The sequence below is a fragment of the Peribacillus faecalis genome (assembly GCF_014712675.1).
Lineage (GTDB): Bacteria > Bacillota > Bacilli > Bacillales > DSM-1321 > Bacillus_AD > Bacillus_AD faecalis.
In genome coordinates this window covers 40662-66031 of sequence record NZ_JACXSI010000015.1, presented here as the reverse complement: position 1 = coordinate 66031, position 25370 = coordinate 40662, and the positions used below count along the sequence as shown (strand labels likewise).

Here is a 25370-nt window from a genome sequence, read left to right as displayed (position 1 = left end):
GTTTTTGCTTCTGTATGCACTCCGGCAACTGAAATAAGCGGTGTTGTCTCCGTTTCGATATTCGGGAGTTCATCTTTAGAATTTCTTTTATCTTATCGACATTTTTATATGATCTTTGTGCAAAACGCATTTTATGAATCTAATGTTTTTTGCAGTCTTCAATTAGTTGTTTAACAACCCGTAGTTTGCTAGAAATATGAACGGCAAAACAAAAACCGTATCCTTTCTTTAAATGTTAAGTGCATAAAAAACAGACCTATCATATTGAAATAGGTCTGTTAGAGCCAGGCTAATCATTGCGACGATCTTTCTTCATTTCTATTTGATATTTTTCTAAGAAAATGCCAAGCAATAAACTGGCTACTAATATCGGATAATACGTATGCACTGTGTAAAGCTGTGCGTTGCTGCTCCATAATGCTTTAATGAATGAGATATTTGCGCTCATTTTAATAGCACTAATAAACATTAAAATGTGGAATGCAATCAGCAAGGCCGTCATCGAATTAGTTCCGAGTTTAAAGAACGCGCAGACACCTCCGACAATGATGGCGATTGCGATAATCCATATAAGGTTCGATGGCATCTTTAAGCCGTTAATGACTACGTCTTCTGTCGATTTTGAGAAAATGATGCCGATAAATAGTATACTGCAGCTGTATGTGAGAAAGATAAGTAATCTATGAAAACGGTATTTAGATGCTACTAAAGCAAGTGTGGCTGTTATAATAATCAGTGCCTCCACGTAAGCATTCTCATTCCAAATGAGTGTGACAACAGCTAATATTCCGAACACCAAATTCGCAATGTCCAGCTTATGAATAATGGTGGTGTACATAATTTCACTTCCTCCCTTAATGTCATTATACCCCAATATCAATGATAAAATCTTCGCAATTATGGATAATTACTGCACTCTGGCGCAGTGAAATCCGTTGTTTAATCATAAAGAATATGTTATGTTATAGGTAATGTTGTCAAGATTGTAGGAGGTGAACTGCGTGACTACAGTTCTCACAGTTCTTTTAGTTATTGTTTGTATCGCACTTATTGTAACGGTATTACTTCAATCTGGAAAAAGCGCGGGTCTTTCTGGTGCCATTTCAGGTGGTGCGGAACAATTATTCGGTAAACAAAAAGCGCGTGGTATAGACTTAGTACTTCATAGAGTAACGATCGTGTTGTCTGTACTATTCTTCGTGCTTACAATTGCAATTGCTTATTTTGCATAATAAGGGTGCATAAAGTATCCCGTTAACCAGTTTCGGCTGGTTGACGGGATATTTTTATTTTGGCGAAATTTAGGGAAATTGATGCAATCTTAACATCCTATATGATACGGTTTATGAAAATTTAGCAAATCCAAAGCAATAAATTATTTGTGCTTTATTTGACATCAATGAACATAAAAGCTAATCCTTTCTTATGGCATAATGGAGGAAAATCTGTCTTCGGTAAAGGGTGAGAACCTTGAAGGAAGCTCTGCGTGGAAAGAATATATTGGTCGCTGAAAATAATCCTAGAATTCGAAATATTATTAAAATTTATCTAGAGCGTGCCGGCTTTGAATTTCTGGAGGCTCAAAATGGAGAAGAGGCAAGAGCGAGCTTTTTGAAATATGATCCTTGCTTCGTCATCATTGACGTGAAACTGCCAAATAGTAATGGAACGAATATAAGTGATTGGATTAGAAATGAACTGAATAGCAATGTTCCCATTATATTAATGGGGACGAATAGCTCGGAAGCTGAGCGCATCGATTGGTTGAATAAGGGAGCCGATGATTTTCTAATGAAGCCATTTAGCCCGAGTGAGCTTGTTGCAAGAGTGGAAGCTGTATTGCGCAGGACAGCAAATCGCTGCAGTAAGGTGGCTTTCGAGGATTAACAATGAAGCCGTTTCAAGGTGATGTAAAATTTGAGGACCAACTAATTGAATTGACTGTGTCGGAATATAAGTTGTTAGTGCAATTAATGTTCCATCCTGATCGAGTGTTGCTGATTAGCAACTAATCGCTCATTGTCGAGAATGAGGAAAAGAATATTTACAACTGAATGATAGATGGTCACATTAATCACTTACGGAAGATGAAAATAGGCAAGTACACTGATTATTCATTTAGTGAAACGATAAGGTGCATTGGCTACAGATTCAATCGTTAATCCATCACATTTTTTACTCTTATTTAAGGACAAAAGTTCTAATAAGAGTTTTTATTTATTTCTGCGATTGTATTATTTATTATATTTCCTGCCGTATTCATAGCATAAATGTGTGAAATTTGTTTAAATAAAGACATATATATATTCGGTAACATTTCGTGCCGGAGGACGGATAAAGGGGATCGTCAATAATGAGAATAGTCGCACCAAAGCCATTTTTATTTGAAGCTGGGAAAAGGGCGGTACTGCTACTGCACGGTTTTACAGGCAACTCGTCGGACGTTCGGATGCTAGGACGCTATTTGCAGGATCAGGGATATACGTGCCATGCGCCGATTTATAAAGGGCATGGAGTACCGCCGGAAGAACTGGTGACAACAGGACCTCGGGATTGGTGGAAGGATGTTTTAATGGGATACGATTTGCTGAGAAGCAAGGGGTACGAGCAAATTGCGGTTGCCGGTTTGTCGCTTGGCGGTGTTTTTTCACTTAAGGCAGGTTATACATTGCCGGTTAAGGGCATCATAACGATGTGTGCACCAATGTCATTCAAAAGCGCAGATGTGATGAATGAAGGTGTTTTGAAATACGCCAGAGAATATAAGAAGCGAGAAGGTAAAAATTCAGAGCTGATCGAGCGAGAGATGGACAGGCTCGAACCAATGCAGACTCTTGAAGCGTTGCATGGGCTGGTTGCTGGTGTAAGTGAATCTCTTCCGCGTATTCAAGCGCCGACATTCGTTGTGCAAGCAAGACAGGATGATGTTATTAACCCGGATAGTGCAGAATTTATATATAATGAAATTAAAGAAAGTAATAAACAATTGAAATGGTATGAGAAATCTGGACATGTTATTACGCTCGATAAAGAAAAGCAGCAATTGCACGAAGATGTGCACCGCTTTTTAGAGCAATTAAACTGGAAAGACTAGCTTTTACCCTTGAATAGGGAGGTTTTATATAATGGATGAAAATATTCGTTATTATTATGATCGGCTGCTGCAATTTATGAAGGAAGAATCGTACAAGCCGATGACAGTGCAGGAGCTTGAGGAAGTGCTGGGGATTAAGGAATCAGCGGACTTCAAAAGCTTCGTAAAAGCACTTGTGCAAATGGAAGAGCAAAGTCTCGTCATCCGCACTCGCAACAACCGTTACGGACTGCCAGAGAAGATGAACTTAGTGCGAGGTAAGCTTACGGCTCACGCTAAAGGTTTTGCCTTTGTGACACCTGAAGAGCCAGGGATGGATGATATCTTTATCCCGCCGCATGAAACGAAGAATGCGATGCATGGCGACCTTGTGCTTGTTCGTGTTTCTTCTGTCAGCTCAGGCTCAAGACGTGAAGGAGCAGTTGAGAAAATCATTGAACGCGGCTTGACTGAGGTAGTTGGAACGTATTCGAAGAGCAATCACTATGGATTTGTGATTCCGGATGATAAAAAAATCACCAATGACATCTTCATTCCGAACAATGCAAGCATGGGGGCGGTCGATGGGCATAAAGTTGTTGTGAAAATTACCGCTTATCCGGAAGGCCGTGTCAGCGCTGAGGGAGAAGTCATTCAAATTTTGGGACACAAAAATGACCCTGGTGTTGATATTCTATCGATCATCCATAGCAACGGACTGCCGCTTGAGTTCCCGCAAGAGGTGCTTGAACAAGCGCAGCAAACACCGGAAACAATTGCGGAGAGCGATTTGGAGAACCGTCGCGATTTGCGCGACCAAGTTATTGTGACAATCGATGGAGCGGATGCGAAGGACTTGGATGACGCTGTTACGGTTACCGAGCTTGAGAACGGTAACTATAAGCTTGGCGTTCATATTGCCGATGTCAGCCACTATGTGACGGAAGGCAGTCCGATTGACCGCGAAGCATTTGATCGAGGCACAAGTGTTTACTTAGTGGACCGTGTTATTCCGATGATTCCGCATCGTTTGTCTAACGGAATTTGCTCGTTGAATCCAAAGGTAGACCGTCTGACGCTTTCTTGCGATATGGAGATTGATGCGGAAGGTCAAGTTGTGAAGCATGAAATTTTCCAAAGTGTCATTAAAACGACAGAACGAATGACCTATTCGGATGTGAATAAGATTCTAGTCGATCAAGATGAAGAGCTTCGCAAGCATTATGAGCCGCTTGTTCCGATGTTTGAACGGATGGAAAAATTGGCGAGCATTTTGCGTGAGAAGCGAATGAAACGTGGAGCGATTGATTTTGACTTCAAAGAATCAAAAGTGTTGGTTGATGAAGAAGGCCATCCAACAGATGTTATTTTGCGTGAGCGTTCTGTTGCGGAGAAACTAATTGAAGAATTCATGCTAGTGGCGAACGAAACGGTTGCTGAGCATTTCCACTGGATGGATGTGCCGTTCATTTACCGTATTCACGAAGATCCTAAAGAAGAAAAGCTGCAACGCTTCTTCGAATTCATTACGAACTTCGGATTAGTTGTAAAAGGAAAAGCAAATGCGATTCACCCAAGAGCGCTTCAGGAAATTATTGAAGCGGTAGAAGGCAAACCGGAAGAAATGGTTGTTTCGACAGTTATGCTTCGCTCGATGCAACAAGCGAAGTATCATGAGGAAAGCTTAGGCCACTTCGGATTATCGACTGAATTTTATACTCACTTTACATCTCCGATCCGTCGTTATCCAGATTTAATTGTTCATCGTTTAATCAGAACGTACTTAATTGAAGGAGATTTAAGACCGGAAACGAGAGATAAATGGAATATTTTATTGCCGGAAATTGCTGAACATACGTCTAAGCGCGAACGCCGTGCTGTAGATGCTGAGCGTGAAACGGATGATCTGAAGAAAACAGAATTCATGCTTGATAAAGTCGGAGAAGAGTACGACGGTATTATCAGCTCCGTGACAAACTTTGGTATGTTCGTTGAGTTAGAGAATACAATTGAAGGCCTAGTTCATGTCAGTGCAATGAATGACGATTACTATCGTTTCGAGGAGCGCCATTTAGCTATGGTCGGCGAACGGACGGCGAAAGTATTCCGAATCGGTGATGAGGTGCGCGTAAAAGTTATCAACGTGGATAAAGATGAACGCGCAATCGACTTTGAAATTGCCGGCATGAAAAATACACGCCGACGTGAAAATAACGAAATGCGCGTGTTCAAAGCGGGCAGCAGAGACCGAAAAGGCGGAAAAGGCACTTCATCTTCTGCTAGCGGAAGTGGCCGTAAACAACGTCCAGGTTCCAAGTCTGATGATGCTAAAATAGGTCGTCGCGGTTCGAAGTCCGGAAGCAAAGGTAAAAAAGGATTTTTCGAAAATGCACCGAAAAGCAAACGCAAGAAAAAACGATGAATATAAAGGAGAGCCTTTTAATTAGGCTCTCTTTCCGCTATCATAAAAGAACAGACAAGAATGGTTATGCAAGGAGGAGTAAACATGGCAAAAGGCATGGGTAAACAGGTTGCGCAAAACAAAAAAGCATACCATGACTATTTCATCGAAGAAACATACGAAGCAGGTATTGTGCTACAAGGAACTGAAATTAAATCAATCCGCGCTTCCCGCTTGAATTTAAAGGATGCGCACGCCCGTATCCAAAACGGTGAAGTGTATTTATACAATATGCATGTTAGCCCTTATGAACAAGGCAATCGTTATAACCACGATCCGCTTCGTACACGAAAGCTGTTGTTACACAAACGTGAAATCAGCAAATTGATCGGTATCACAAAAGAGACAGGCTATACGCTTGTACCATTAAAGGTATATTTGAAAAATGGTTTTGCGAAAGTATTGCTAGGTGTCGGTAAAGGTAAGAAGCAATATGACAAGCGTGAGGACTTGAAGAAGAAAGAGGCAAAACGTGATATCGAACGCGCTTTCCGCGATCGTCAGAAGTAAGGGTGCCAGCTGGCAAAGGATGCAGCATCTGACAATTGCATTTCTCTCTGCATGTGATATAATGCTATTACAGAATGACAATTGAATAGAGCATCTCGAGCTTGCTATTCATTTTCGTTCGTTCCTTTTTATCATGGGGACGTTACGGATTCGACAGGGGTAGTTTGAGCTTAAGTTGCGAGTCGAGGGGTCGGCCTCGTTAAAACGCACAAGCCAATAACTGGCAAACAAAACAACAACCTAGCTTTCGCTGCTTAATAACAGTCGATAAGCTGTTCCTCCCTCCATCGTCCATGTGGTAGGGTAAGGGACTCACTCTTAGTGGACTACGCCGGATCTCGCCGTCTGAGGGAAAAGGAAGAGAGTAATCAGACTAGCAATGCGGAAGCCTGTCGATTGGCCGAAGCATTCGCGAAATGCTAATAAATCGACTACACTCGTAGAAGCTTAAGTGGCAATATCTTTGGACGTGGGTTCGACTCCCACCGTCTCCACCATACATAACTGTTTGGTGGTTTTTTTGTGCTTGAATTTAGTAGTATAATTTCACATGAAATTAATTGTAAACCTTTAATCTCAATATTCAGAATAAATAGCGAGGGGGATATATTAACTTAGATTACTATATATAAATAATCTGTACTTATACATAAAAAAGGACAGTAGGAATATCTTTCCTTACCATCCTTACCCCTATATCTAATATATCTTTAAAGTTAATGGGTAGTCTTTTTGTTTTTCAGCTGCATGCATGGAGGAAAATAGAATGCAAATTAAAGCTGAAAATATTAAAAAAGCTGTTGGCGGCAACATCATTTTTGATCATTTGACAATGGAAGTGCAGGCAGGAGAGCATGTCGCATCAGTAGGATGGAACGGAAGTGGAAAAACAACTCTTTTCAAACTTTTGGCGAATATTGAACAGCCTGATGAAGGCAGAATCATTAAAACAAAAGGTAGTACGGTCGGCTATTTAGCGCAAATACCTGATTATCCGGGCTTAATGGTGAATGATGTGCTGCGCTTAGCGTTTCAGGAACTTACCCATATGCAAAATAAAATTAAAGCAATGGAGCAGCAGATGTGAATAAATATGGAGAGCTGCAAGAGAAAATTAAGAAAATAAAAGAAGCGATTCGGTGATTGCGTCAATGGGCAAACGAGGCATCGCCACCGAATCTGGACCTTTACCGTAAAGCAAAAGTGATGGAAAAAATGCTTGCCCGTATGGAGCTAGTTTCGAAACCGACAACAGAAAAGAAGATGAACCTCCAGTTTGAATCAAAAGACCAGAGCGGCAAAGAAGTTATTTCTTTGCAAGAAGTCACGTATGGCTTTAGTGATGACGTGTTGTTCATGGGTGTGAATTTGACAGTCTTTTGGAAAGATCGGTTAGTGATCGTCGGCAATAATGGAACCGGGAGATCAACTTTGCTAAAAATTATGCTGCAGCAGCTAAAGCCAGTTTGCGGAGAAGCGCGAATAGGCAGCAATGTAGAAATCGGTTATTAGCTCAGCAATTCGATACGTTAATCCGACAATGCAATTAATTGATGCGTTTCGCGAGAATTTGTCTATAACTGAAGGTGAGGCCCGTCACGTGTTGGCTCAGTTTTTGTTTTATGGTCATAATGTGTTTAAAAAGGTAAAAGATTTAAGCGGCGGCAAAAAAATGCGTCTGCGTCTTACGCAGTTAATGCAGTAAAACTGCAATTTGCTGGTGCTTGATGAACCGACAAATCATCTGGACATTGAATCGAGAGAAGTGATGGAGGAAACGCTTGAGAAGGTCGATGGGATGATTATAGCCATCAGTTATGACCGTTATTTTCTGCAGAAGCTTTTTGCGAAAACAGTTTGGATCAAAGATGGTCAGGTATATGTCCATAATGGTCCTTATGAATGGGCAAGAGAGAAACAAAACTGCTTCGACTTAGTAATTGAGCAGTTTAGAGAAGAGGACGTAAATGGGCGTCCTCTTTTCATTTTGTTGCGAATTTATAGATGAATTGGAGTGAATTTTAGGGCGTTTTTGCATGGTGAAACAAAATGAATAATCTAAGAGTTTAACCACTTCCTTAGGCAACGGGATAGGCTAGAGAAGTAGTATTTGAAACTTGTTTTGATCGAATGATTGTATGAACGCCAGAAATCGACAACTTATTTCAGTTTTCAACAATAAGTAGCATCATTTTGAATAAAAAGTGAAATTTGTAGGAATTTAGCATATAATGAAATTTATTGGAGCTTTCATGCTTATTATCTTTAACTAAATAAATAGAAAGTCTGAGAGTTAATCGAATCAGAATGCCAATTATATTTTTAATATTATGTCTTCTTTTGGGTTTTAACAATTCTAAAGGCATGTACATATCAGTCGATATAGATAATAGTAAAAAAATAGTTTTGTAGTTTGTGAGAAAATTTTTGTCTGATATCGGAATTTTGATAAATCCAGGAAGAGAGGGAGAGTAAATGGGAGAGAAGGATAAAAAGATTCCGCTGAGTGTAGGATCTTCTATTGTACTATCGGCAGGAATCTTGTTAGGGGGTACAGCAGTAACTTTTGGAACAATTGGGACCATACAAGTTGAGGCTTCTGGCGTTAGTTATGAAACGACAGCAAATTTGAATTTAAGAGGTTCGGCTTCTACAAGCGGGAAGATACTGCTAACGATACCAAAAGGAAAACAAGTTATATATATTTCTGAAAGTGGCTCATGGTTTAAAGTAAAATATGGTTCGAATGAAGGATGGGTCAGCTCAAGTTACCTAAAGAAAGCAAATGCAGCCAATCAAGTCAGCATCCCTCCGGCAACAATGGTCTATCAAGCAACTGCAAATTTAAACATGAGAAGCACAGCTTCTACTAAAGGAAAACTACTGACGACGATACCAAAGGGTAAGGAAATCACGTACATTTCAAAACAAGGAAGCTGGTACAACATAAAGTATGGGAACCAAACCGGCTGGGTTAGTGCTAGCTATGTAAAGGTCACAGCCAAGTCATCACCAGCACCAACGCCAGCAGCGCCACAGGAAAATGCAGGGGTAAGTTTGGTTGCAACATCAAATGTAAATTTGAGAAACACATCATCAACGAGCGGAAAAATATTGACAACCATTCCGAAAAACAAGGAAATTATGTACATCTCGAAGCAAGGTGATTGGTATAACGTAAGTTATGGAAATCAAAAAGGTTGGGTAAGTGCAAGTTACGTAAAAGAGATGATTCCGACAACGCCAACACCGACACCAGAAGCGTCAACTCCGGCACCAGAAACAGTGATCCCGGCACCAGAAACATTCGGGAAATACTGGGTTGTGACAGCGTCTCTAAATTTGAGGGATGACCCTTCGATAAGCGGAAAAATATTGACAACGATTCCGAAAGATAAGGAAATTACATATATCTCGAAGCAAGGTGATTGGTATAACGTAAAATACGGAAATCAAACCGGCTGGGTAAGTGCAAGTTACGTAAAAGAGATAGATAAGATCACTACAGAGCAACCGGTTAATGGAGCATATTTTGTGACTACGGCAAACTTAAACATGAGAGATCAGACTTCTGCTTCAGGTAAGGTTATTCTAGTTATTCCACAGGGAACTGTACTAACATCTATTTCTAAAAAGGATGGGTGGCATCAAGTTTCATATCAAGGAAGAACAGGATATGTTTCTTCTTCCTATTTATCTGAAACTACAAAAGAAAACTTTGATACAAAGACGTTAATGGAGCAAAATAATCCTTATATCATGATGGATTTAAGAACAAGCTCATCTGTAACAGCTAGTCATATTAACCAGTATCTCGCTAATAACGGGGTGACAGCGGAGAATAGTGTTTTATATAACTCGGGTCAGTTGTTTATAGATGCTGCTAATAAATATGGAGTGAATGCTTTATACTTGGCGGCTCATGCTATTCATGAAAGCGGTTATGGCAAATCAACAATTGCGAAAGCGAAAAATAATTTATTTGGCTTTGGAGCATATGATCTCGTTCCGTTTGTAGGAGCTGTAAAATATAGTACTATTGCGAGCAACATTGACTATATTGCGCAAGAAATGAAAGCAACTTATTTAAACCCTAATAACTGGAAGTATCGTGGAGCTTACTTAGGCTATACCGTCAAAAATCAGTATGGTAGTCGGGTAGATGCGTTGAGTATAGGAATGAACTATTATTACGCTAGTGACTCAGACTGGGGATTGAAAATTGCTAAACATATGGAAGGTATCTTGTCAGCTAGTCAGGAAGCTGCGTTTAACCAGCAGCCAAATACACAAGTACCAAATGCTCCAGGCTACCCATCAGGGAAAGATGTCTTCCCAAATGGGACATTGGCTGTTGCTAATGCATCTATCCCTTTATACAATGCAATAGGTAGTTCAACCCAAACAGCAACGATTTCTAAAGGAGAAAAGTTTAACTTACTAGAGAAATCGAATAACTACTGGTTAACAATTGGATATAATGGACGAACATATTATACAAATAAGGTCAGCTTCAGCAGCTATAATAAGAGTTTTACGGTGAAGAATTTAGCGCGTGTTAATTCAGCAACTTTAAATGTAAGGGAATCTGTTGGAACGAATGCGACGAAGATTGCTACATTATCGCAATACCAATATGTTGAATTGGTATTGAATAATAATCTGACACCAGTTATTCAAATAGGTTGGTATAAGATTAAGTTGAATGATGGAAGAGTTGGCTGGGTATCTGGCGACTTTTTAATCAGGGAATTAAATAGATAGGAAAACTAGTTTTCAAGTTTTTAAATTTAGACAAAGACTTGAATGTGGTATAACACCCCAAAAAACTTACTTTTGGGGTGTTTTTATCTTCCTTAACAATGGTTAATCCGGTTCTTGCATCTTCCGTACCGACTTTCATTGCCGATACTGCATGTGTTTTATCGGCTTGAAGCTCGTGGATTAGCTTCGTGATTTGTTCCGAAGACGATTTTGGTTGCTCGGTCAGTTTTCTTACCTCTCTGCTACGACAGCGAAACCTTTACCGTGTTCGCCTGCACGAGCCGCTTCAAGCGCAGCATTTAATGCTGATAAATCAGTTTGATCTGAAATGTCTGTTATAGCATCTATAATAAGGCTGATTTCTTTAGAATATCTGTCTAACTGCTGAATAACAGATTGTTATAGCTAGTATTAGTGCAACAATACTTTATATCAGCACCGTTCTTGAAATGGCGTCCACTTGTTTAGTGTTTGCGGCTGTAGCCTCATCAAGTGCATTTGACTGAAAAGCTACCATGTCTTCTACTAGATGACCAATTGTGATTCCGACAGGTTCGATGTTCTTTTTCCAATGTGCAATTTGTTCTTCTTGCGTTACGTTCTCTCTTACGGCGAGAAATTCCTGATAACGTTCTTTGAATAATTGTTTTCTCTTGATGATGACCTCGATTTTTTCTTTATTGGCATTAGACTTCATCATCTTTATTGCCTCCTGTAAAATCTCATCGGCGGCTGTATTAGTTGCCCTAACATTAACGATCGATTCTGTTAAGTACAAAGTAATTCAGTCTTTTCTTTTATCGTCATATTTATAGGGAGGTAAAGATTAACCCTGCTAATTCGACATTATTTTGTTGATTTTGTCGAAAAGATTTTTACTGTTTTTTATTATAGGAAGAAAATAAATGAAAACGGTTTACAAAAAACTAGATAAATAGTACCGGTCAGATAGTACTTGTCCGAATTTCAAGGTTGACAAGGGTTGAATGGCTTTGTGCGATTGACAGAAGTATATGTTCCATTTCGGGTGAGAATTATTGAATAAAATCTTATGTCAGGTTTCATTACAATTAATTTTCAAAATATATTGACAATTCTGGAAATGATGGTAAATTTAGTATATAAATTAAATGTTAGATTTCCTCACATATTAGTGTGAAGGGAATAAAACCGAGAAAAGGGGATGAATAAGGATGGATGCAATTGTTTTAATGGATAGTCTTTGGACTATGATAGGTGCAATTTTAGTTATTTTTATGATTGGCGGATTCATTATGCTTGAAGCTGGTTCAACTAGAATGAAAAATGCAGGGCACATCGCGGGTAAAACCATCTTCACATTCGGTTTGGCAGTTTTAGTATTTTGGGCAGCAGGTTATGCTTTTATCTTTGGAGACAATGCTAACTTCTTTGTTGGGATGTCAGACTTTTTCTATGACGGCGCTCTTGTTGATGATGAAAGTTTGGCGAAAACGGTTTTCTTCGTTTTCCAAACAGCATTTGCAGGGATCGCAATAACGATTGCTCTTGGTGGATTTGCTGAAAGAGCTAAGTTTCCGGTTTATATCATATTTACAATTTTATTCGGACTTATTGTTTATCCGGTAGTTGCGCATTGGATTTGGGGCGGCGGTTGGTTAAGTGGACACGGTAAACAAGACTTTGCCGGTTCAACGGTTGTTCATTTGACTGGTGCAATGGGTGCTTTAGCTGCAACAATTTTACTGAAGCCTCGTATTGGGAAATTCAATCGAGACGGCTCAGTGAATAATATCGCTGGACATAACCAAGTTTATACGGCCCTAGGAGTATTGATTCTGTGGGTAGGTTGGTTTGGTTTTAATGCAGGTAGTACTGTATCAGTTGATGGAGCGTTCTTTGGATTTGTCGCTTTGAATACAAACTTGGCTGCTGCTGCTGGTGCGGTTGCTGCTACAATTATCTCTTGGTTATTCTTAGGTAAATCAGATATTCCTACAATTTTGAATGGAGCTTTAGCGGGGTTGGTTGCTATCACAGCATCTTGTGCTTTCGTTGCTCCATGGGCTTCAGTTGTAATTGGTTTAATTGCAGGTGTACTTGTTTACTTTAGTATGAAACTAGTCGAAAAATTGCGTATCGATGATCCAATCTTTGCATTATCTGTACACGGTGCTGCAGGGGTTTGGGGTACTATTTCTACAGGTTTCTTCGCTACTCCTGAACTGGCTGATCAAGTTGGTGGGAAAGCAGGCTTATTCTATGGCGGCGGCTTTGAACAACTTGGTGTACAGGTGATGGGTGTTGCAGCTTCAGGAGCGTTCGCATTCGTAGTTTCTTTCATCATTCTATATGTAACGAAACTTGTTTTAGGCGGGCTTCGCGTATCTGAAGAGGAAGAAATTATGGGCTTGGATATGAGTGAGCACGGCAGCTACGGATATCCGGAGCAAATGGAATCAGAAATGAAAAAGAGTGTATAAATGAGAAGGGCTATTCCGAAAGTTTTCAAAGACTTTCGGGAGGCCCTATATGCTTTTTGATAGTTATTAAGTTTTAAGGAAGTGGGTTATGTCTACATTGGAAACGTATGAAGCTATTAAGGAATGGAAGGAACAGAATATACATCAATGCCTTTCTGATACGATTTCATTAAATAGTTTCCATGATGCTGTTATGGTAAATGTATTTGAAATAGCTGTTGCCAGACTGGGAATGGAGAAACCGCCCTGCCTGTATTGTTGGTTCATTGCCGGCAGCGGGGGAAGGCACGAACAAGGGGTAATAAGTGATCAAGATCATGGAATTATTTATCAAGTAGCTTCAAATGAGAATAAAGAATATTTCTTGAAGCTCGGAACGGAAATATCGTATGGCTTATCGATTGTTGGGTACCCATATTGCAAAGGGAATATTATGAGTTCAAACCCTTTATGGTGCAAATCGTTGGATGAATGGAAACGGCAGCTTTTCAATTGGATGGATGAGGGAAGCTGGGAGTCAATCCGCAATTTGCAAATCTTCTTTGATTCACGTTGCCTTCATGGGGAAGTACAGTTTGTTCAAGAGTTAAAGCAGTTCATTTTTGACTATCAGGAAAAAAATCCATATTTGTTGAAACGGCTGATGGAAAACGTGTTGCACATTAAAAAGGCCATTAGTCCGCTCGGGCAGATACTTGTCAATACAACCGGGGAACATAGCGGATCAATCGATTTAAAATACTCTGCCTTCATTCCGTATGTTAATGCAATTCGTATTTTATCGATTAAGGAACAAATAGCGGAGACCTCTACCGAGCAACGATTGAATAAATTGTCGGCTATGCCTAATTACCAAAAAGTATTGGAAACAGCTCCTGCGAATTTTAAGAGGCTTTTAGAATACAGACTATCGCTGGTGCTGGTGAAAGAATATGAAGATACCCATTATCTGCACGTTAACGATCTTAGCCGAGAGCAAAAGAAAGAGATTAAAAGAATTTTAAAGGATGGCGAAAATTTGCACTCCTTTGTAATAAACCTGATAAAAAAGGGTGTTAAATATGGCATTTGAACCATTCGTTCACTTTATAAAAGGAATTCAAACGAGGTTGACCGGCAATAATCTGCGAGGCGGACAGAGCGTGCAAAGTGCACACCAAATGGCGTATTTAAGACAAATTCAGCGGGAAATTCGCCAGGATGATGTATTGAAGGTACCGTTAAAGGAGCTGGATGTCGTCGTATTGGATATTGAAACGACCGGTTTTTATCCTGATAAAGGTGATGAAATCATCTCAATCGGAGCGATAAAAATTTCAGGCGGCATTATTCAAGAAGAACAGACATTTTATTCGCTCATTCAATGTAAAAATATAATTTCGGACGAAATTACTGAGTTGACGGCTATTACAAACGAGCAAGTGAAGGATGCCCCACCTTTATCGGATGTACTTGTGCAATTTTTTCAATTTGCAAGGAACAGCACGTTAGTTGCGCATCATTCCAGCCATGAAAAAAACTTTTTGCAGCATGCCAGTTGGCAGATGTTTCGAACTCCATTGAGGCACCGTATTCTCGACACATCATTTCTCTATCGTATAGCGGATCCGGATTTGAACATTGTAAGGTTGGAGGATTTTTGTGACCATTACAAAATACCGATTGTCAATCGTCATCATGCGCTTGAAGATGCAATTGTGACTGCTAAGCTTTGGAGCATCTATATCGAAAAAGTGATCAATATGGGTTGCAATAGTTTGACGGATGTATACGAACGATTGGCGCAGTTGAGAAACTGAACATAAAAAAGCGAACAAACTACGATTTTTGTTGTTCGCTTTTTACTATTTTAGTAAGTTGTACATAAGCATCTTCTGCGCTCGAAAATGCCGGTCTAATCAGCAATAGGCGCTCAATGAACTGTTTTAGTTCCGCGGGAATCTGCAGCTCTTCCTGCCAGCTTCGTTCTTTCTTGCTTAATGGTTCGTAATTTGAATATAGCAAGAATAGTAAGAAATGGCCGATATAATACAAATCGCTTATATGATTTTCCGCTTTTTTCGGATTTTTGATGGATAGACTGATATCTTCCTTTATATAAGCAGCTAAACCAAAATCAATGAGCTTCAGTTGTCCGTTTTGAGATAAGATATTTGGTATTCTTAAGTCTCGATGGACAATGCCTTGTTTATGCAAAGATAAGACGATTTCAAATAGTTGCTTCGCAATCTGTAAGCATTCCATCTCGGAAAACTGCCTATTTTCTTCAAAGATAATTTGCTGAAATGTGCTACCGTCGACATATTCCATTAAATAAAAGGGGATATTGCTCACTTCTCCTTCATTCAGGAGAGCAGGAACGCTCGAGAGATCAAGTGATTGAAGCATAGTGATTTCTTGCTTAAATTTGCTCCGTGATTTGGCGTTATGGCGATGTTTAGCCCGCAAGCGCTTCATAATGACTTTTTGTTTTGTTTGCTTATGAATTAGCAAGTAGGCAACACCATATGATCCCATTCCAAATATGCCCGCGAAATGATAAGGTGTTTCTTCTTCAATGTACGTTTCAAATATGCCGTGAAGTTTTCGTTCTCGAAAGTAGTGCAACATAGTGTTACTGCTTAGCTGCTAAAAAAGCTTCGTGAGCTGCTTCTTTTGTAGCCTTTTTTATAATGTTTATGACCGTAGTAGTCATGTTTGCGTGAATAATGACGTCTGCTGCTGCTTGAAGAGGAGTATCTTTTATATTTATGGCTGTGACTTTTGCTGCCTAAGAGCGATTGCATAATTTTTCTTAACATAATTATTCATCCCTTTGTTTTGAATTTGAATGCTATTATAACGTTAATAATATTACGGATGCAAAGAAGAAAGGTTACTGAAATTGTTAAGTTTATGTAAATTAGAAGTTTCGTGAAAAGTAAAGCCCTGACATGTTTGTCAGGGCTGTTTGTATGAAGTATGGATATGTTTTTTCATAATATGGTGGTTGGCTGCTTTTCCTTTTCCGCTGTCGAAAAGGGAGGTGCTTTTTAAGATTGGAACCTCTATCACTCAAACTTTCAATTTGTCGTAACTATAGATGTTATATTCACGAAAACGAATTGGGTTTCGTTTTCCTATTCGACATAATGTTACTCTAAATAAAGCTTCGTCATTTGAGTGATTGCTTTCCTTTTGTAGCATAACATTGTTTTACTGAAGTGGAAGCTTCACATAACGCACACATGCTAACTTTTACTGCTTTTTTACTGCTTGGTGATAGAAGCATGGTTTGTTTTGTTTCACTTTCATTTACCATAACAACAAGTATGTCACTTTTAATGGAAGCATTTGAACATTGCTTTCATTCTTTTTGGTAACTACTTTTTTGTCGATAAAATGGAAGCTCGTTAACTTTTATTGTTACGTTTGCGTTCCGTTTCTGAAAAACAACTTCACTAGAATGGAAGCATTGTTTTATGACGCCGCGTATATAAAATCTACATTCGCTTTGTCTGGCAGCTGTGTTATTGGTTAAGTTTAGTCAAAAGCAGCTAATCTATGGAGTATGGATTTTGCTTGCTTTCTCAATTCATAAACTTTAAGCAACCGACCACCGTGGTTCATATGGCGGGATGTTTTGCTTCCTCGCCATACTTATATATACCCGCTAAACAAAAATATAATCATTTTTTAAAACTTTTTTTGAAAAAATATCGAATAAAATTGTACTGTTTTTCTAAAACCAGTTTCCGAGTAGAAAGCCAGCATAGGCAAGTGTTAAACCGCCTCCGTATGTGAAGCTCACATACATCAACCACTGCTTTCTTCGACCACCTTGAATCATGTTGACCATTTCCAATGAGAGAGTGGAGAAAGTTGTGAATGCCCCAAGAAAACCTGTGCCTAATAAGAGTGCTGTATTTGTTGGCAGCTCAAGGCCGAATATAAGTCCGAGCAGCAAGGAGCCGACTAAATTGACGGCTAATGTTCCTTTCGGAAAAACGTTGTTTTTAGAAAGCTTGGAGTTGATTGCAAAGCGGCTAATAGCACCGAAAAATCCTCCAAAAGTAACGTAAATCATTATGAAGTCAGCCTCCTTTTTTGCAGCTGAAGCCCTAAGGAAGTCATGAGCAGCCCGCCGAGTAAACTGATGAATATGTAAAGAATGCCAAGAGCGATTTTTTCGTTTGTGAACAATGTGATTGTTTCAACGCTGAATGCCGAGAAAGTTGTAAAAGAGCCGATGAATCCCGTTCCAATTGCCGTTTTAATGCTGGCTGACAGACTGGATTTAGTAAATAGTCCTGCGGTCAAGTAACTTAACAGAAAACATCCAACTAAATTGATGCTTAAAGTAGCAAGCGGGAAAACTATTCCGTTAAATAAAAGCAGGCTTAAAGTATAACGCAAACTTGCTCCCAATGCGCCAGCGATGCCGACTAATAAATAAATCAAAATGTGGTCACTCCATTTTTTAAAATACTTTTCTCTAGTTATAGCATACTTTAAAACAAAAATATTGATATCAAAGGATGTTTAACAAATGATATGATCGTTCGAAAGTGAAATGAAGAAAAACTATTTCACTTTTTCATATATGCATTAGATATTATTGCTCAAACCTTCACAGTTAAACATTTCCAACGTTAAAGGTCGGATTTCTTTGGTACACTAGGCTAGATAAAGGATTTTTTTACTGAATCTTAAAACTCTGTTGTTTTTTACTTTCTTGATAATATTTACACTATGTTAGTGGCAAAATGTAAGCAACAACAGATCGATTACTTACTGTGGAGGATACTTAACATGAGTCAAGTTTATGATTATTACATAAATGGAGAATGGCGCAAGAGTGCTTCCGGCGATACAATCAGTATTCCCTCTCCCTATATGAGCAATCCTGTCGGGGTTGTTCAAGCAATTTCAAAAGAAGAAATTGACGAAGCAGTCGCAGGAGCAAAAAAAGCTCAAAAAGAATGGGCAACTTTAACTGTTCGTGAAAGAGGCGAATATTTATATCAATGGATTGATAACTTACTGGCTGCAAAAGAAGAAATTGCGGAAGTGATTATGAAAGAGGTAGGGAAAGCTCACAACGACGCAATAAAAGAAGTAGAGCGTACAGCTGACTACATCCGCTATACAATTGAAGAAGCTTACCACATGCACGGAGAAAGCATGATGGGCGAAAACTTCGTTGGCGGATCCCGCAAAAAAGTAGCGATTGTTCACCGTGTGCCGCTGGGTGTTGTATTAGCAATCGCGCCATTTAACTATCCAGTTAACTTATCTGCTTCTAAAATTGCGCCGGCACTAATTTCCGGTAACGCAGTTGTGTTCAAACCGGCAACACAAGGTGCAATCAGCGGAATTAAAATGGTAGAAGCTCTACATAAAACAGGTCTGCCAAAAGGTGTTATTAACTTAGTGACAGGTCGTGGATCAGTGATTGGTGACTACCTTGTTGAGCACCGCGATATTAACATGATTTCATTCACGGGCGGCTCTAACAACGGTTACCGTATTGCGCAAAAGACAAAAATGATACCGCTTGTAATGGAACTTGGTGGCAAAGATCCTGCTCTAGTTCGTGAAGATGCTGAATTAGATTATGCAGCTGACCACATCGTTGCTGGTGCATTCTCATACTCAGGCCAACGTTGCACTGCAATCAAACGTGTATTAGTTCATGAATCGGTGGCAGATGAGCTTGTCGCAAAACTTCAAACGAAAATCGAGAAGCTGACGGTCGGTTCACCGGAAGAAAACTGTGTAATCGTACCATTAATCGACAACGGTTCTGCTGATTTTGTTCAAGGTTTAATTGATGATGCGATTGAAAAACAAGCAACATTAGTAACAGGCAATAAACGTGAAGGGAATTTAATTTACCCAACGCTTCTGGACAATGTAACACCTGATATGCGCATTGCATGGGAAGAGCCGTTTGGACCGGTTCTTCCGGTGATCCGAGTGAAATCTGATGAAGAGGCAGTAGCTTTAGCAAACGAATCAGAATTTGGCTTGCAAGCAAGTATCTTCACAAAAGATGCGAGCAAAGCGTTTATTTTAGCTGAACAGCTTGAAACAGGTTCTGTTCAAATTAACGGAAGAACAGAGCGCGGACCTGACCACTTCCCGTTCGTTGGTGTGAAATCATCAGGAACTGGAACACAAGGTATCCGCAAAAGTATTGAATCAATGACTCGTGAGAAAGTGACAGTCTTGAACCTTCAATAATTGCTATAGTGAAATATTTCACGTTTTAAAGGCACTTATCCTGTAAAGGGTAAGTGCTTTTATACGTTCTAAATAAAATGAATATTCTGTTTTATTTCTGCTATGATAGAGACAATATAGCGTGGAAGAGAGGTATATTTTCATGAAACAAAAAGTAGTAAGCTATAAGAAACTGCCTGCGGTAGTGGATCAATATTTGCGTGAGCACTGTGATCTGGTTATATTTGATAAAATAACAAAGGAGAATTATGATACTTTTTGCCGCGAATTGACCGATGCGATTGGTCTGATCGGGGCAGAACTGAAAATCGATGATGAACTTTTGGAGCATGCGCCGAACTTAAAAGTCTCGGCTACAATTTCGGTCGGCTATGATAATTTGGATATTCCGGCTTTATCCCGGCGTGGTATATTAGCGACTAATACACCGGGTGTATTGAATGAAACAACGGCAGATACAATGTTCGGTTTAATCATAGCGACAGCCCGCCGTTTCACGGAATTGGATTCGTATGTGAAGAGCGGACAATGGAAGAAACCTGTCGGTGTAAGACAATTTGGGTTGGATGTGCATCATAAAACGCTTGGAATCATTGGAATGGGCGGTATTGGCACGGCAATCGCTAAGAGGGCGCATCTTGGCTTCGATATGAATATTTTGTATCATAACCGCAATCGTAATGAAGAAGCGGAACAATTATATAAAGCAACTTATTGTAGCTTAGATGAATTGCTGCAGCAATCAGATTTTGTTTGTCTTATGACGCCGTTAACACCGGAAACGGAGAAGCTAATCGGTGCAAAAGAATTCAAACTGATGAAGGAGACAGCTTTTTTCATTAATGGCTCTAGAGGAAGAACAGTCGATGAAGCAGCCTTGATTGAGGCTCTTCGTAATAAAGAGATTGCCGGCGCAGGTTTAGATGTATTTGAAGAAGAGCCGACTCCGGTCGATAATCCGTTATTGAAAATGTCTAATGTCTTGACGTTGCCGCATATCGGTTCAGCTACATTGCAAACGAGAACAGATATGTGCATGTTTGCGGCCGAAAATGTTGTCGCAGCATTAAAAGGTGAACGTCCGCCTGCATTAATTAATGCAGATATATGGTTATAATTAATCGGGAAGGGCTTTAAAAGGGTCCTTCCTTTTTTCGAGTGAGTGTAAATAATTGCATTGACATTTTTCAGATTAATGAATACATTATTAATATATGTGTATATGTTCATATATATAATTTATTTCCCTTTCGCAAGTTGTACTTGAGTGGTAGACATACGATAAAAATTAATCGTAAACAATAATGGAGATAGAGGAGGAGATGACATGGGACACGATCATGAACATAATCATACCCATGGTGCGAATAAAAAAGTATTGCTTATTTCTTTTATCATCATTACAGGCTACATGCTTGTTGAAGCGATAGGCGGTTTTTTAACAAATAGCTTGGCGTTGCTGTCGGATGCCGGACATATGCTTAGTGATTCAATCTCTTTGGCAATTGCTTTGATTGCTTTTAAACTCGGTGAAAAAGCGGCTAGCCATTCAAAGACATACGGCTATAAGCGATTTGAAATACTTGCTGCTGTCATTAATGGTACAACACTGATGGCAATTGCATTGTTTATTTTTTATGAAGCAATTGGTCGGTTTATTAGTCCGCCTGAAGTGGCTACGATGGGTATGCTGATAATTAGCAGTATTGGATTAGCGGTGAATGTTTTGGTTGCTTGGATTATGATGCGTGGAGCCGATACTGAAGAGAACTTGAATATGCGCGGAGCATATCTTCATGTTTTGAGTGATTTACTCGGGTCTGTAGGCGCAATTGCGGCAGCCTTGCTGATGATGTTCTTTGGATGGGGATGGGCCGATCCTCTTGCCAGTGTAATTGTAGCATTCCTTGTATTAAGGAGCGGCTTTCATGTAACAAAATCTGCTGTCCACATTTTGATGGAGGGAACATCAAATAATATTGCAATCAATGATATTATTCAAATAATCCAAAATACAGATGGCATTCATAGTGTGCATGACTTCCACATTTGGACAATTACAAGCGGTTTAAATGCCCTTTCTTGTCATGCGGTAGTAGATAATGAGCTGACAATTGCTGAAAGTGAGCAACTACTCCGCAAGATTGAACACGAGTTGGAGCATAAAGGAATTAATCATGTGACAATTCAGTTGGAAACAGCGACGCATAAGCATCATGATTCAATCCTTTGTGAAATGAAAAATGAACCGGCACATCATCATCATTAAAACGAAAGCCAGAGAAATATTTTCTCTGGCTTTTTAAATAGTTTTTAAATCTGAGTAGCATATTCACGATGAAAAAGGACCGGTGCCGGTTTTTCTATTTAATGTGAAACTTCTGATACAGATATGCCTGTATTTGCTTTGACACGAATTTCATTATAGATTTTTTCATTTTTCGCAATAACTGCTTTATTTTGCGTCAGGACCGTTCCGAGCCAGCCAGCAAAGAATCCTAGAGGAACGCTGATAATGGCTGGGTTCGATAAGCTGATTAGCGGATTTCCGACAAAAATTGCTTTGCCTGCTTCCGGATGCCATACATTCGGGCCAATTGCCCCAAGGATAAGGCAAGAAATTAATCCGGTTGCCATAGCAATAATTGCACCGTTGGAATTGAATTTTTTCCAGTAGATTGTATATAGAATAACCGGTAAGTTAGCTGATGCACCAATACAGAAAGCGAATGATACAAGGAACGAAACATTCAATGTTTGCGCACCTAGAGCCAATAATATCGAGAGTACCGCAATTGAGATCGAACCAATCCGGGCAGCCATTAGCTGCTGATTCATTGATAATTTACCGTCTTTAATAATTTCTCCATAAATATCATGGGATATTGCGGATGCCCCTGTTAAAACCAGGCCGGACACAACGGCTAAGATGGTTGCGAAAGCCACGGCTGAAATGAAGGAAAGAAGCACATTTCCGCCTAAAAATTCAGCTAATAATGGAGCAGCCAAGTTGCCTCCAGGGTTTGCTGCCAATATGTTAGCTTGACCGACAAAAGTAGCGGCACCGAAGCCAAGGAAAATCGTCAATGAGAAAAAAATTGCCGTAATCCACGTCGTCCATGTAATGGATTTGCGTGCCGTTTTAGCATCTTTTACAGTAAAGAAGCGCATCAAAATGTGCGGAAGACCGGCAGTACCAAGTACAAGCGCAAGCATCATGGATAAGGAGTCGATTGAGCTTGTATATTTAATTCCCGGATTGAGGAAGTTTTCCCCTTGATCCGTTTGCGTTGCGACAGTGTCAAACATTTTCATAATATTGAAATCGAATTTCCATAATACTAGAACCGAAATTAAAGCTGTTCCGAATAAAAGCAAGCAAGCTTTGATGATTTGTACCCATGATGTTGCCGTCATGCCGCCAAACAACACATAAGTCGTCATCATTACTCCTACAATAAGAACAGCAACCCAATAATCGATACCGAACAGCATTTGAATTAATGCACCAGCCCCTACAAGTTGAGCAATCATGTACAAAATAACAATAGTAATAGTAGAAGTTGCTGCAATGCCGCGAATGCGCTTCTCGTTAAAGCGGGAAGTCAGCATGTCAGCTAATGTATATTTGCCTAAATTACGCATTGGTTCTGCGACAATGTATAAAAGCACGAGGTTTGCCACAACGTATCCAACCGAGAAGAAGAAGCCGTCGAAACCTTGCAGAGCTATTGCACCGGAAACACCGAGAAATGCTGCAGCCGACAAATAGTCGCCGGCAATAGCCAAACCATTTTGCCAGCCGGTCAAGCCGCCGCCGGCAGTATAGAAATCGCTGGCAGAAGAGGTTCGTTTCGCCGCGATATAGGTAACAAGTAATGTTAAGCCAACGATGCCAAGAAAGAAACCGATTGTAACGAAGTTCATTATTTCCCGCCTTTCTGTTGCTGATATTCGGCAATGACTGCCGCAGCTTCCTGGTCGAATTTATGCGCACGTTTAACGTAAACCGTGCAAAGAATAATAGTCATTAAAAATAGCGATAAAGAATAAATCCAAACCCATGTAATATTGCCGACAGCTTTTGTTTGTAAAGCATCTGTAAACGCTAAAAGCGGCAGTAAACAATAAGCAACTAAAAACAAAAATGTTGTAGTGAACAGGAATTTCCTTTTCTTTTTGACAAGCTGGTTGAAGGATTCCATTTTTACGAATGTCTCATAATCAATTTCTGATGCAGTAGATGTTTCTTCAACAGATACAATTGTACGTGCTGCATTTGCCAATTAATATACCCCCTTTTGTGTGGTTATCCCTTTTAAAAACAGACCCCCATCTGTATGAAAACAACTATTTTATTAGAAAAGAAAACTGTTATAGTAAAGTTAGTTGTTTTTAAGATTGTACTATATTACAATGGTATAAACCTTACAAAAATTTGTCGTAATAATATAGAATTTTGTCGTATGTAAGAGAAAATACATATATTTTCTCACTAAAATGTTGTGTGAAGTATGAATGGGCTAAAAATATTCATAAAAGTGATTTTATTTCAGGGGGCAACAGATGATTCAAGTTCATTTGCTTATTGAAGACGCTCAAGAAAAACAGAAAATAAAGGAGTGGTTGACTAATTCCTTTTGCTCTAATTTCAAAGTTAGTGATAATCAATCTTTTTCTGCAAACGATATTGTATTAATAGAAGTGAAATCGTTATTGGATTGGGTTAGAATTCGCAGAATGAAAAAGACTTACAATAAAATCATCATCTATCCGCTTCTTGAACAATCTATGATGAAGACGGCGCCGTTGGCAGCAGAGTTTCAACTTTCTTCATTTTTTATTAAACCGGTGAAGCGAAGTGCCTTTCATCGCCAATTCAAAAAGCTTAGGCAAGTGAACAGAAAAGTGGTCCCAGATATGCATTCAGATTTGTTTTTTCGTAGGCTATTAAAGGGTGAACCGGCAAACTACTCGGACTTCTCTCAGCAATTATCTCAATTACCGATGATTCCTAACCTCGTTTGTGTAATTCAAGGATTTGTCAGTGAGCCGCAGCGTGAGAAGGAGGAGGGCTGGGAGGCATCGTCAATCATACAAAATGCCTTCTTGAAGACGTTGGCTCTGATTGGGTGCGAGGCTGTTTTTGTACCATTTCATAAGCATGCAGCGTTAATGTGCAAAGTTCCTACTAATATTGCGACACCATCATTTTGGAAGACGGGCGAGGAAGCCATTTTGCAGACTATCGCATATCTGAAAGAGAATTATGGCATTCAGCTCTATATAGGAGCAGGCTCGCTTGCCAGGGAAGTTACGCAAGTCAGGCAATCCTACGAAAATGCTAAAATAGCAAGAAGAACAGTGGCGAAACATCAATTATCGCTTCGCTACTATGATGAAATCCCGACTAATATATCGGTTCAAAAAAGTGTGGACTATATTCAAGAGCATTACGCAGAGAGCATTTCAATGAATGATGTTGCTGCGATGATTAACTTCAGTCCCGCTTATTTTAGCCGTTTGTTTAAAAAAGAAACGGGCCATAGCTTTGTTTCTTACTTGACCATTGTGCGCATTTTGCGTTCGATTTGTCTGCTGCGCCAAACAGATCAGGCAATTGAGCAAATAGCACTTGATTTAGGCTTCAATACACCAAACTACTTTAGCACAATATTTAAAAAGGAGATTGGCTTGACTCCGAGTCAATACCGGGCTACTAAAGAAGTTTTATTCTCGCATAATTGGGGTGAGGATGATTTTTGATTTCCAAGTGGTCCTCCCGCGTGTCCTCTATTTCCATAAAGTAACTGCAAGGGGGATTTAAAAATGAAAAGGACCGGTGCCGGTTTTTCGTAAAAAAAGCGCCTTTGGC

25 protein-coding genes and 1 other RNA gene are annotated in these 25370 nt (G+C 39.6%); 18 read left to right on the top strand and 8 right to left on the bottom strand.

From position 1 onward, the window contains the following. Nucleotides 1-289: 289 nt before the first annotated feature. Nucleotides 290-838: a hypothetical protein gene (locus IEO70_RS07830; protein WP_190997817.1), complete on the bottom strand. Its 549-nt coding sequence runs from the start codon at nucleotides 836-838 to the stop codon at nucleotides 290-292. 163 nt (nucleotides 839-1001) lie between these two features. Here IEO70_RS07830 and secG point away from each other — a divergent pair, with 163 nt between their 5' ends. The 11 genes from secG (at nucleotide 1002) to IEO70_RS07790 (ending at nucleotide 10808) form a co-directional block, all read left to right on the top strand. Further along, entirely contained in the window at nucleotides 1002-1232 is a 231-nt protein-coding gene (gene secG / locus IEO70_RS07825; RefSeq protein WP_190997816.1) for a preprotein translocase subunit SecG, read from the top strand. Between the two features lie 238 nt (nucleotides 1233-1470). Then, entirely contained in the window at nucleotides 1471-1887 is a 417-nt protein-coding gene (locus tag IEO70_RS07820) for a response regulator transcription factor (RefSeq protein ID WP_190997815.1), read from the top strand. A gap of 2 nt (nucleotides 1888-1889) precedes the next feature. Then, nucleotides 1890-2012, top strand: coding sequence for a helix-turn-helix domain-containing protein (locus tag IEO70_RS19995; RefSeq protein ID WP_235973540.1), 123 nt, complete (start codon nucleotides 1890-1892; stop codon nucleotides 2010-2012). Nucleotides 2013-2353: 341 nt separating this feature from the next. Further along, the gene (locus IEO70_RS07815) at nucleotides 2354-3094 is read left to right on the top strand and encodes an alpha/beta hydrolase (RefSeq protein ID WP_190997814.1); all 741 of its coding nucleotides are present in this window, start codon (nucleotides 2354-2356) and stop codon (nucleotides 3092-3094) included. A gap of 31 nt (nucleotides 3095-3125) precedes the next feature. Beyond that, on the top strand, nucleotides 3126-5495 hold the full coding sequence (gene rnr, locus IEO70_RS07810) for a ribonuclease R (RefSeq protein WP_190997813.1): 2370 nt from the start codon (nucleotides 3126-3128) through the stop codon (nucleotides 5493-5495). 84 nt (nucleotides 5496-5579) lie between these two features. Then, the gene (gene smpB / locus IEO70_RS07805; RefSeq protein WP_190997812.1) at nucleotides 5580-6044 is read left to right on the top strand and encodes an SsrA-binding protein SmpB; all 465 of its coding nucleotides are present in this window, start codon (nucleotides 5580-5582) and stop codon (nucleotides 6042-6044) included. A gap of 135 nt (nucleotides 6045-6179) precedes the next feature. Then, nucleotides 6180-6541, top strand: a transfer-messenger RNA (tmRNA) gene (ssrA, locus tag IEO70_RS07800). Nucleotides 6542-6810: 269 nt separating this feature from the next. After that, nucleotides 6811-7131, top strand: coding sequence for an ATP-binding cassette domain-containing protein (locus IEO70_RS19990; protein WP_235973539.1), 321 nt, complete (start codon nucleotides 6811-6813; stop codon nucleotides 7129-7131). 56 nt (nucleotides 7132-7187) lie between these two features. Continuing rightward, the gene (locus tag IEO70_RS19985; RefSeq protein WP_235973538.1) at nucleotides 7188-7556 is read left to right on the top strand and encodes an ATP-binding cassette domain-containing protein; all 369 of its coding nucleotides are present in this window, start codon (nucleotides 7188-7190) and stop codon (nucleotides 7554-7556) included. Nucleotides 7557-7758: 202 nt separating this feature from the next. Continuing rightward, entirely contained in the window at nucleotides 7759-8052 is a 294-nt protein-coding gene (locus IEO70_RS19980; RefSeq protein WP_235973536.1) for a hypothetical protein, read from the top strand. Nucleotides 8053-8519: 467 nt separating this feature from the next. Continuing rightward, the gene (locus IEO70_RS07790) at nucleotides 8520-10808 is read left to right on the top strand and encodes an SH3 domain-containing protein (RefSeq protein ID WP_190997811.1); all 2289 of its coding nucleotides are present in this window, start codon (nucleotides 8520-8522) and stop codon (nucleotides 10806-10808) included. A 231-nt stretch (nucleotides 10809-11039) separates the two neighbouring features. Here IEO70_RS07790 and IEO70_RS20500 read toward each other — a convergent pair whose 3' ends face one another. Beyond that, nucleotides 11040-11138 carry a methyl-accepting chemotaxis protein gene (locus IEO70_RS20500; protein ID WP_328820891.1) on the bottom strand — a complete coding sequence of 33 codons (99 nt, stop codon included), beginning with the start codon at nucleotides 11136-11138 and terminating at the stop codon, nucleotides 11040-11042. Nucleotides 11139-11235: 97 nt separating this feature from the next. After that, on the bottom strand, nucleotides 11236-11508 hold the full coding sequence (locus IEO70_RS07780) for a hypothetical protein (RefSeq protein ID WP_190997810.1): 273 nt from the start codon (nucleotides 11506-11508) through the stop codon (nucleotides 11236-11238). Between the two features lie 493 nt (nucleotides 11509-12001). Between IEO70_RS07780 and IEO70_RS07775 the strand changes: the two genes are divergently transcribed. The 3 genes from IEO70_RS07775 (at nucleotide 12002) to IEO70_RS07765 (ending at nucleotide 15069) form a co-directional block, all read left to right on the top strand. After that, the gene (locus tag IEO70_RS07775; protein WP_190997809.1) at nucleotides 12002-13270 is read left to right on the top strand and encodes an ammonium transporter; all 1269 of its coding nucleotides are present in this window, start codon (nucleotides 12002-12004) and stop codon (nucleotides 13268-13270) included. Nucleotides 13271-13358: 88 nt separating this feature from the next. Then, nucleotides 13359-14342, top strand: coding sequence for a DUF294 nucleotidyltransferase-like domain-containing protein (locus IEO70_RS07770; RefSeq protein WP_190997808.1), 984 nt, complete (start codon nucleotides 13359-13361; stop codon nucleotides 14340-14342). Then, nucleotides 14332-15069 (top strand): exonuclease domain-containing protein, encoded by a 738-nt coding sequence (locus tag IEO70_RS07765; protein ID WP_190997807.1) that lies wholly within the window; start codon nucleotides 14332-14334, stop codon nucleotides 15067-15069. Before IEO70_RS07770 ends, IEO70_RS07765 begins: the two co-directional genes overlap by 11 nt. A gap of 19 nt (nucleotides 15070-15088) precedes the next feature. On the opposite strand, the gene IEO70_RS07760 is transcribed toward IEO70_RS07765, so the two are convergent. From IEO70_RS07760 to crcB, 3 genes are all read right to left on the bottom strand, one after another. Next, nucleotides 15089-15880: a serine/threonine protein kinase gene (locus IEO70_RS07760; RefSeq protein WP_190997806.1), complete on the bottom strand. Its 792-nt coding sequence runs from the start codon at nucleotides 15878-15880 to the stop codon at nucleotides 15089-15091. Nucleotides 15881-16991: 1111 nt separating this feature from the next. Then, complete coding sequence (locus tag IEO70_RS07755; RefSeq protein WP_190997805.1) at nucleotides 16992-17336, bottom strand: fluoride efflux transporter FluC; 345 nt, start codon at nucleotides 17334-17336, stop codon at nucleotides 16992-16994. Next, nucleotides 17336-17710 (bottom strand): fluoride efflux transporter CrcB, encoded by a 375-nt coding sequence (gene crcB / locus IEO70_RS07750; RefSeq protein ID WP_190997804.1) that lies wholly within the window; start codon nucleotides 17708-17710, stop codon nucleotides 17336-17338. Before crcB ends, IEO70_RS07755 begins: the two co-directional genes overlap by 1 nt. Before the next feature lie 351 nt (nucleotides 17711-18061). Between crcB and IEO70_RS07745 the strand changes: the two genes are divergently transcribed. The 3 genes from IEO70_RS07745 to IEO70_RS07735 all read left to right on the top strand — a co-directional run bounded on the left by IEO70_RS07745 (nucleotide 18062) and on the right by IEO70_RS07735 (nucleotide 21764). After that, on the top strand, nucleotides 18062-19495 hold the full coding sequence (locus tag IEO70_RS07745) for an NADP-dependent glyceraldehyde-3-phosphate dehydrogenase (RefSeq protein WP_190997803.1): 1434 nt from the start codon (nucleotides 18062-18064) through the stop codon (nucleotides 19493-19495). Nucleotides 19496-19637: 142 nt separating this feature from the next. Continuing rightward, on the top strand, nucleotides 19638-20612 hold the full coding sequence (locus IEO70_RS07740; RefSeq protein ID WP_190997802.1) for a 2-hydroxyacid dehydrogenase: 975 nt from the start codon (nucleotides 19638-19640) through the stop codon (nucleotides 20610-20612). Nucleotides 20613-20822: 210 nt separating this feature from the next. After that, nucleotides 20823-21764 (top strand): cation diffusion facilitator family transporter, encoded by a 942-nt coding sequence (locus IEO70_RS07735; RefSeq protein ID WP_190997801.1) that lies wholly within the window; start codon nucleotides 20823-20825, stop codon nucleotides 21762-21764. Nucleotides 21765-21862: 98 nt separating this feature from the next. Here IEO70_RS07735 and IEO70_RS07730 read toward each other — a convergent pair whose 3' ends face one another. Then, nucleotides 21863-23422 carry a solute symporter family protein gene (locus tag IEO70_RS07730; protein WP_190997800.1) on the bottom strand — a complete coding sequence of 520 codons (1560 nt, stop codon included), beginning with the start codon at nucleotides 23420-23422 and terminating at the stop codon, nucleotides 21863-21865. Next, the gene (locus tag IEO70_RS07725; protein ID WP_407948832.1) at nucleotides 23422-23781 is read right to left on the bottom strand and encodes a DUF485 domain-containing protein; all 360 of its coding nucleotides are present in this window, start codon (nucleotides 23779-23781) and stop codon (nucleotides 23422-23424) included. The genes IEO70_RS07730 and IEO70_RS07725 overlap by 1 nt, the downstream gene beginning before the upstream one ends. Nucleotides 23782-24061: 280 nt before the next feature. Here IEO70_RS07725 and IEO70_RS07720 point away from each other — a divergent pair, with 280 nt between their 5' ends. Continuing rightward, a complete protein-coding gene (locus IEO70_RS07720; RefSeq protein ID WP_190997799.1) occupies nucleotides 24062-25261 on the top strand; it encodes an AraC family transcriptional regulator in 1200 nt (399 codons plus the stop codon). Nucleotides 25262-25370 lie beyond the last annotated feature (109 nt).